Consider the following 8221-nt stretch of genomic DNA (forward strand, 5'->3'; position numbering starts at 1 on the left):
AAAGGGGCTGGCATGACGCCATCTTGTGAAAGTGGAGCTATCGCGCGCCGCGTGGGGTTGACGGCAGGTACCACTTTTGTTTTTACCTTAGTGGCGGCTCTGACTTCGGTCGCGCCTGTGAGCGCCGGGGTCGCCGATTTCTCGGCCACCGTTGCCGGAGCTCGGCCGGATTTCCGCGCTCCTTGGACCTGTGGGCAACAGCGTGACTACTTTCATCACTCCAACGAGGTGCCGAATGCAATCGACTTCAATCTGGCCGGGACTGCGGACCTGGACACTCCAGCACTGGCCTCGGCTGCCGGCACGGTGGTCGCGGCTGGCTTGAACGGCGGTTATGGCAACGAGGTGGTGGTCGATCACGGATCGGGCTGGCGCTCCCGGGTCGCGCATCTGAACGCGATCAGCGTTCGGGTTGGCGAGACGGTCGATCGGGGCCAGCTGATTGGCCGAGTTGGATCAACCGGCAACTCTTCGGGCCCTCACCTCCACTATGAACAGCTGGCCGACGGTGTGCGAGTTCCTATCGTCGTTGACAGCACGGCAATGAAGTACGACGGCGCGACCTACCGGCACACTAGTGTCAACTGCGCCGCCGCGAGCGTCAACGCCCGGGTGGGGGTGGTGAAGGGCGGTGAGTTGTATGTGAAGGAAGGCAATCTGTTTGCGGATTGGGTTTGGCAGGCTGCGGGCGTCAAGGATTTCTCGTTGGCTGGTGACCGCATCGGTGTGGTGTTGACCGACGGTCGGGTCCAGGTTAAGGAGGGGAATCTTTGGTCTGGCTGGGACTCTGTCGCCAGTGGCGGCCAGTCGGTCGAGCTCGACGGTGACCGCGTGGGCGTCCTTCACACCAACGGCACGGTCAACGTGAAGGAAGGACCCCTCAACGCCGGATGGGCTACTCAGTCCGCGGGCGTCAAGGATCTGTCGTTGGCTGGTGACCGCATCGGTGTGGTGTTGACCGACGGTCGGGTCCAGGTTAAGGAGGGGAATCTTTGGTCTGGCTGGGACTCTGTCGCCAGTGGCGGCCAGTCGGTCGAGCTCGACGGTGACCGCGTGGGCGTCCTTCACACCAACGGCACGGTCAACGTGAAGGAAGGACCCCTCAACGCCGGATGGGCTACTCAGTCCGCGGGCGTCAAGGATCTGTCGTTGGCTGGTGACCGCATCGGTGTGGTGTTGACCGACGGTCGGGTCCAGGTTAAGGAGGGGAATCTTTGGTCTGGCTGGGACTCTGTCGCCAGTGGCGGCCAGTCGGTCGAGCTCGACGGTGACCGCGTGGGCGTCCTTCACACCAACGGCACGGTCAACGTGAAGGAAGGACCCCTCAACGCCGGATGGGCTACCCAGGCCGCAGGCGTCACCGACCTCGAGCTCAGCTAGAAAGAGCCGGTGTCCGAGTCCGCCGACGCGCGATGGTTCGCGCGTCGGCGGACTTTCTCTTGCCTTCAGCCGTGCCGTCCCCGGCTGGTGCAGCCGAGTGGATCGACGGCCAGATCACCGTCTGTGGGCACCCAGTTCGACAGGCTGGGGAAGCCGGGTAACTTCAGTCGCCTTGTCTGCCGGGTCCGCTCGGTTGCGGCCCTGGCAGGCCATATCCCGCCACCGGAGGGAGTTCGGGCGCCGGCGCGCTGCCATCGTCCCGGCAACCTGGAGACGAAGTACCGGACAGCGGCACAGCGCTCGGAAAACAGGGTCACCTGTCTCGTCGCGTGCGGATGCCACTGGCAAGCGAATCTTGTCTGACAACGGCTCGGCTCACAAAGATGCGTTGACGCAGCCCATGTTCTTCACCGTCCAGTTTTGCCGTGCAAGGCGGGTGGGTTTGCCTCTGCTTTTACTCGCCGTTGAATCCCTCTGGGACCCATGCTTGCCTCAGTCAAGGTCGGAGCGCCTCGCTCCTGGCGGAACTGCTGAGGGCTGACTCCGTGCACACGCTTGAATGCCGCGCTGAAGGCGAACGGGGTGGCGTACCCGACCTTCGCGGCTACCGAGGTAATTGTCGCATCGGATTCGGAGAGTAGATCAGCAGCCAGCGCAAGCCTCCAGTTAGTTAAGAAGGCCATTGGCGGCTCGCCAACGAGATCGGAAAAGCGCCGGGCGAACGCTGCGCGAGACAGGCCGGTCTCTGTCGCCAGACCGGCCACCGTCCAGGCCGAGGCGGGGCTGCCTTGCATCAATCGCAGGGCACGCCCGATCACGGGGTCGGCGTGCGCCCTGTACCAGTTGGGCTCCTCGACCTGGCGCTCGGCGAACCACCAGCGCAGAACCGCAACCAGCATTAGGTCAAGCAGCCGGTCCAAAACGACGTCTTGTCCCGGATCGTTGCGCGAGATCTGCTCGGCGAGATAGCTGACCAGCGCAGCGGGCACCTGTTCGCGAGGAACGACGATCAGCTCGGGCAGGTTACTCAACAACCGTCGGCCTATCGTGTTCTGCGCTTCGTAGGTGCCGTCGAGCATCAACGTCGAGCCGTCCACAGCATTTCCCCAGGTCCGCACTCCGACAGTGCTCATCGGCGGGGTGTCCGCCCCAGCCAAAGGGATGCACACCTGGCCCGGGCGGATCAACACCTGCGGTTGACTGTCGATTTCATCGGACACCCGATAATGTCGGGGCCCGCGCACAACCGCGACATCTCCCGCTCGAACCAGCACTGCGTCCGCGCCGTCCGGACAGATGTACGCCTGGCCCCGCACTACCGCCACCACGCTGACGGGAGCCTCGTCCTCGATGCGCATCGACCATGGCGGTTGCAGGGAACAGCGGAGCACGAAGGCGTCTCGCGCATTCAGATCACTGAGCAGATGAGACATCGCGTCCACGCTTCAACTCTAGACGGTGGCGTATGTTGACGCGTCGCACAGCCATGGGAACTCCACCGATCGCGGGTATGGCGGAAGCATGAGGAGCGCAAGCCCTCAGTCCTACTATGCTGAGCCGGTATTCGTTGCTGAGGCGTCATAGGATCGGCAGTCGCGGCTCGGCCTCGGGCCCTCGGGATCCACGTCCGGGTTGATTCCCGACACCAGCGCCACCCTTTGACGGGTTGCGTCTTGGTGCCTGGGTCTCCAGCGCTCGCGAATGCCGACCGGCCTATCTCCGCTGCTGTCCCAACCTTGCGCTGCCCGGTACCGCTTACCAGGCCGCCGGTTCGCGGCTGTCGATCTTGCCTGAGGCGCAACGGTTCTTGCTGCTGTCCCGGCTGGCAGGTCCAGGCTGGGGCAGGCCCTGGGGGAGCATCGGAACGAAAAGTCACGCTAGACCCAGCGCAGTCGTGGCAGTCGATGCTCGGTGGGTTGATCGACCGTGCCGGTCGAGTTCCTCACGGATGAGCAGGCGTCGGTCTTTGGGCGGTTCGTGGGGCCGCCGTCGCGGGCTGACTTGGAGCGGTTCTTCTATCTCGATGACGTTGACCTGGAGCTGGTCGCGAAGCGGCGGGGTGATCACAATCGGCTTGGGTTCGGGCTTCAGTTGGTGACGGTGCGGTTTTTTGGGCACGTTCCTTGTGGACCCGCTGGATGTGCCGACCGAGGTGCTTGATTTCCTGGCCGAGCAGGTTGAGGTCGCGGATGCGTCGGCGGTGAAGGGCTACCTGGAGCGGCGGTCGACCCGGTTCGAGCATCAGGCAGAGATCGCGGCGGCTTACGGGTATCGCGAGTTCTCTGGTGTGCAGCAGGACCTGGCTCGGTCGATTGATCATCAGGCGTGGCTGACTGGGGGTGGGCCGAAGGCGTTGTTCGATGCTGCGGTGCTGTGGCTGCGCGAGCGTCGGGTGCTGCTGCCGGGCGTCACGACCCTGGCTCGGCTGGTTGCGCAGGTTCGCCACGCGGCGTTGCAGCGGCTGTGGGAGACCGTGGCTGGGCTGGTCACGGCGGAGCGGGCCCGGCTGTTGGAGGATCTGCTGGAGGTGCCCGAGGGTAAGCGGGTGTCGGAGTTGGAGCGGTTGCGCCGCGGCCCGACCCGGGTCTCGGGCACGGCGCTGGCGGCAGCGTTGGAGCGCATCACGGAGTTGGCCGGGCTCGGGGTGGGCGGGGCGGATCTGAGTGTGGTTCCACCGCGGCGGGCTGCGGAGCTGGCCCGGTATGGCCTGACGGGTAAAGCGCCGGCGTTGCGCCGGCACGGGTACGCGCGGAAGCTGGCCACCCTGCTGAGCACGGTGGTGATGTTGGAGGCCCGGGCCACCGATGACGCGCTTGAGCTGTTCGGCGTGCTGATGACCACCGAGTTGATGGGCCGGGCGGAGCGGGAATCGAGCAAGGAGAAGCTGCGCCGGTTCCCGCGGTTGAGTCGGGACGCGGCGAAGTGCGCGGCGGCGGTCGAGGTGCTGTTGGAGGCCGTTGAGTGGGGCGACGGCATCAGCGTGGAGGTGATCTGGGACGCGATCGAGAGCCGGGTGTCCCGGGCGGAGCTGCGTACGGCGGTGGCGAACTTGGCGCAGATGACGTCGCCGCCGGAGGCAGACCCGCACGGTGAGTGGCGGGCCAAGCTGATGGACCGGTACAAGGTCGTGGCCCGGTTCGGTCCATTGCTGGTCAAGACCATCCGGCTGGAGGCGACGGCGGAGGCAGCGCCGGTGCTGTACGCGTTGCAGGGGCTGCCGGAGTTGATGGCGGCGCGGGCGACCAAGCAGGTGCCGACAGGCTTCCTGGATGCCCGGCACGCCAGCGTGGACGTGGTGCCGCCGGGCTGGTGGCGGCCGCTGGTGTTCGCGCCCGGCCGGCCGAAGGGCACGGTGGACCGGGCCTATGTGTTCTGCGTGCTGGAGCTGTTCCACCAGAGGCTCAAGCGCCGCGACATCTTCGCGGTGGGCAGACCCGCGGGCGCAGTTGCTCACCGGGCCGGCGTGGGAGGCGACCCGCGGACCGGTGCTGGACGTGCTGCGCCTGCCGGAGCAGCCGGACGGGCTGCTCGACGCCGACGCCGGCGAGCTGGACGCGGCATGGCGGCATGTCGCCGCCCGGCTGGCCGAGACGGTTGACGCCGATGCGGAGGTCCGTATCGACGCCGACGGACGGTTGCACACCGAGAAGATCAAGGCGGTGCCGGACCCGCCGAGCTTGATGGACCTGCGCCGCCGCGTCGAGGCGATGCTGCCCCGGGTCGACCTGGGTGAGCTGCTGCTGGAGGTGATGAGCTGGCGGCCGGCGTTTCCGGCGGCGTTCACCGCGGTGTCCGGGGGTGAGGCGCGGCTGGCCGACCTACACGTCACGATCGCGGCCGCGCTGACCGCACACGCCCTCAACGTCGGCTACACCCCGGTGGTGTCCGGAACACCCGCGCTGACCCGGGCCCGGATCGGCCACGTCGACCAGAACTACCTGCGCGCCGAGACGTATGCGGCGGCGAACGCCCCGCTCATCGTGGCGCAGGGCGGTGTCGAGCTGGCGCAGGCGTGGGGCGGCGGCCTGGTCGCCGCGGTGGACGGCATCCGGTTCGTGGTGCCGGTCCGCACGATCCACGCCCGGCCGAACCCGAAGTACTTTGGCCGCAGGCGTGGCACGACCTGGCTGAACCTGGTCAATGACCAGGCGGTGGGCTTGGCCGGGCGGGTGCTGTCCGGCACCCCACGCGACTCCCTACACATGATCGATGTGCTGTATCGGCAGGACGGCGGCCGCCGGCCCGAGGTGGTCGTGTCGGACACCGGTTCCTACTCCGACATGGTGTTCGGCCTGTTGCGGCTGCTCGGCTTCGACTATCGGCCGCAGCTGGCCGACTTGCCGGATGCGAAGCTGTGGCGGATCAACCTGGCCGCCGACTATGGTCCGCTGAACGCCACCGCCCGTGGCCGCGTCGACCTCGAGCGGGTGCGCCGGCACTGGCCGGACATTCTGCGGCTGGTCGCTTCCATTCACACTGGCGCGGTCAGCGCCTACGACGCGATGCGGATGCTGCAACACGGCGGTCAACCTACTCAGCTCGGCGACGCTCTGGCCCATTTCGGGCGGATCTTCAAGACCCTGCACGTGCTCGCCTACGTCGACACCGCCGGATACCGGCGTGACATCAAGAGCATCCGCAACCTGCAGGAGAGCCGGCACAGCCGCGCCCGGCACGTCTTTCACGGCCGCAAGGGCGAGCTGCACCGCGCCTACACCGAAGGCATGGAGGATCAGCTCGGCGCGCTCGGCCTGGTCCTCAACTGCGTCACGCTGTGGAACACTGTGTACCTGGACGCCGCCGTGGCCCGGCTGCGCGCCGAGGGCTACCCGGTTCTCGACGCCGATGTGCAACGGCTGTCGCCGTACGTCAGCGCCCACATCAACGTCCACGGCGGCACTCGTTTCACCTGCCCGACCTCGGCGGCGACCGCCGGCGCCCGCTGCGAGATCCTGAGGCCAGCGACGACTAGCGAGGGTCTGTGCCACCGACCCGGTGCGGTCGTGTCAGTCGTGGGTGTGCAGGTCCTGCCGGGCCGCAGTGGCTGAGCTTGCCACGCAGGTGGGTGAAGTTGATGCCGTCCCAGAAGCAGAACCGGGCCCAGGGGCAGTCATTCGCGCCCTGGGCCTGGTTCTGGGCGCGGCTAGCGGCGGACGGTGAGCACCCCGACGGTCGCCAACAGCGTGCCTGCCAGGAGGTACGTCCAGCGGTCGTGGGCTGCGTCCCAGGCGTCGCCCATGCCGATGAGTAGCGCCACCGAGGCCGGCAGTAGCGCTATCACCGTCATCCCGAGCAGCAGCATCGGAGCGCCGAGTGGGCTGCCGATCCCGCGCGGTGAACGTCGCCAGCCGATTGCCGAGGCGAGGAACGCGACCGCCGCGACGGTCGCGGCCTCGCGGGTCAGGTCCGGGTACGGCAGCGACGCGGTCTCTGGCCCGGACCGGGTCACCATCAGCGCTGCCGCCCAGCACGCGCCGCCGACGAGCGCAGCGGCGACCGCCCGTACCAGCGCGCCGAGCCAGGCCGGAATCGGCAGGGTCTCCTTTGTCGGCTTCGCGGGGTCGTCGAGCGCGAACGTGACGCCGATGCCGACGCAGACCATCACCAACCGCAGCAACGTGATGTGGTTGTCGGGCTGCAGGACCGACCCGGTAACGGCCGGTGGGGTCACGATCACCACACCGACGAGCCCGGCCGCCAACAGCGGCGAGATGCGCGTCGCCCGCAGCGTCGGCCAGATCAGCGCCGCCGCCGTGCGAAGTCGCCCGCCCCGCCTCAGCGTGGACGCGCCGATGGCTTGGCCCGACGCGTCGATGGCGTCCGCGGCGGTTACTCCGCTCACACACTGCATGACACGCCCTCATCTCGCGACAGCGGCTGGACTGGCACCCCGAAGATGGCACCGAAGCGCTCCAGCGGTGTGTTTGGCGCGGTCAGCTCGGCCCAGTGCCGCTCGACGAGCGGCGCCACCTCGGCAGACGGCCGCTCCAGAAGCTCCAGCGCCGGTGCCGCCGCCCGGTCGGGTGCCGAGATGCCGAACATGGTGGACCTGTCGCCGAAGCTGAGCGAACCCCAACTCGTCTCGTTCAGCGAGCGCAAACCGGCCAGAGTGGCCGGCGACGCCTGCCCGACCAACCACACCAGCAGCGCCGCCCGAGCCCCACACAGTCCGAACCCGCCGCCGTACGCCTCTCCGGCCATCAGCCGGTAGGCGACCCCAGCGGCAAGAACGGCGGTTGACCGATCGTCGCCCCATTCGGTGCCCACCCGTACCGCCTCCGGGGTGCCCGCCGCCGCGTCCGCGGCTTTCCAACCGGCCACAGTTCGCACGTCTTCGGCGATCGATCCGCTGTGACCCTCCGCTGAGATCTCGTCGAGCGAGATCCGTTGCCGCACCGCGAGCGGCGGCCCGGGCGAGGCTGCGGTGTCCGGCACGACCGCGCGTACGGAGGTCACCACCGCATCCCATCCGGAGACCAAGCCGCCGAACCCGTCAAAGAAGCAGTAGGTGACGTCTGCGCGGGTCACGCACGACTGGATGCTCGCTGGCCGGTCTTCGACCGTCGCGCGGGCCGCCGCCATGCCCGGATCGGGCCGCGACTGGGTTAGCCCGCCGCCGACGGCGAGGATCAGCCCGACGGAGAGACCGGCCGCGACGATCGGCCGCCGCGCGCTGGCCCGGGCCAGAATGGCAGTAGCGAGCAGCACGGTGATCCCGACCAGGTAGGCGAGGTGCCGGGCCGCGGGCCGGTCGGAGACGCCGGCGGGTACCGGGACCGAGAACTCGCTGGCGTAGATCGGCAGCAGGAACCGCCAGCCGGTCCCGATGATCGCCGGGGTG

At 68.0% G+C, this 8221-nt stretch carries 4 protein-coding genes and 2 pseudogenes; 2 read left to right on the forward strand and 4 right to left on the reverse strand.

The window, feature by feature from the left end:
- Nucleotides 1-51: 51 nt before the first annotated feature.
- On the forward strand, nucleotides 52-1380 hold the full coding sequence (locus OG992_RS32065) for a M23 family metallopeptidase (protein WP_323181936.1): 1329 nt from the start codon (nucleotides 52-54) through the stop codon (nucleotides 1378-1380).
- 407 nt (nucleotides 1381-1787) lie between these two features.
- On the opposite strand, the gene OG992_RS32070 is transcribed toward OG992_RS32065, so the two are convergent.
- Nucleotides 1788-2813: an AraC family transcriptional regulator gene (locus tag OG992_RS32070; RefSeq protein WP_266305315.1), complete on the reverse strand. Its 1026-nt coding sequence runs from the start codon at nucleotides 2811-2813 to the stop codon at nucleotides 1788-1790.
- A 493-nt stretch (nucleotides 2814-3306) separates the two neighbouring features.
- Here OG992_RS32070 and OG992_RS32075 point away from each other — a divergent pair.
- Nucleotides 3307-6352: pseudogene (locus OG992_RS32075) on the forward strand (Tn3 family transposase).
- On the opposite strand, the pseudogene OG992_RS33945 reads toward OG992_RS32075, so the two are convergent.
- The 3 genes and pseudogenes from OG992_RS33945 to OG992_RS32085 all read right to left on the reverse strand — a co-directional run.
- Nucleotides 6349-6504 (reverse strand): annotated as a pseudogene (locus OG992_RS33945) (hypothetical protein); the annotation flags it as partial. The pseudogenes OG992_RS32075 and OG992_RS33945 sit on opposite strands and share 4 nt — an antisense overlap.
- A gap of 19 nt (nucleotides 6505-6523) precedes the next feature.
- Nucleotides 6524-7222, reverse strand: coding sequence for a hypothetical protein (locus OG992_RS32080; protein ID WP_266305116.1), 699 nt, complete (start codon nucleotides 7220-7222; stop codon nucleotides 6524-6526).
- Nucleotides 7219-8221 (reverse strand): hypothetical protein (locus OG992_RS32085; RefSeq protein ID WP_266305117.1); only part of this gene is annotated, 1003 nt, incomplete at its 5' end. The genes OG992_RS32085 and OG992_RS32080, both read right to left, overlap by 4 nt.

The organism is Micromonospora sp. NBC_00362 (genome assembly GCF_026342155.1).
Lineage (GTDB): Bacteria > Actinomycetota > Actinomycetes > Mycobacteriales > Micromonosporaceae > Micromonospora > Micromonospora hortensis.

Bases quoted from the DNA above. Each gene is read 5' to 3' on its own strand.
- OG992_RS32070 (WP_266305315.1), bottom strand. From the start codon at position 2,813: ATGTCTCATCTGCTCAGTGATCTGAATGCGCGAGACGCCTTCGTGCTC.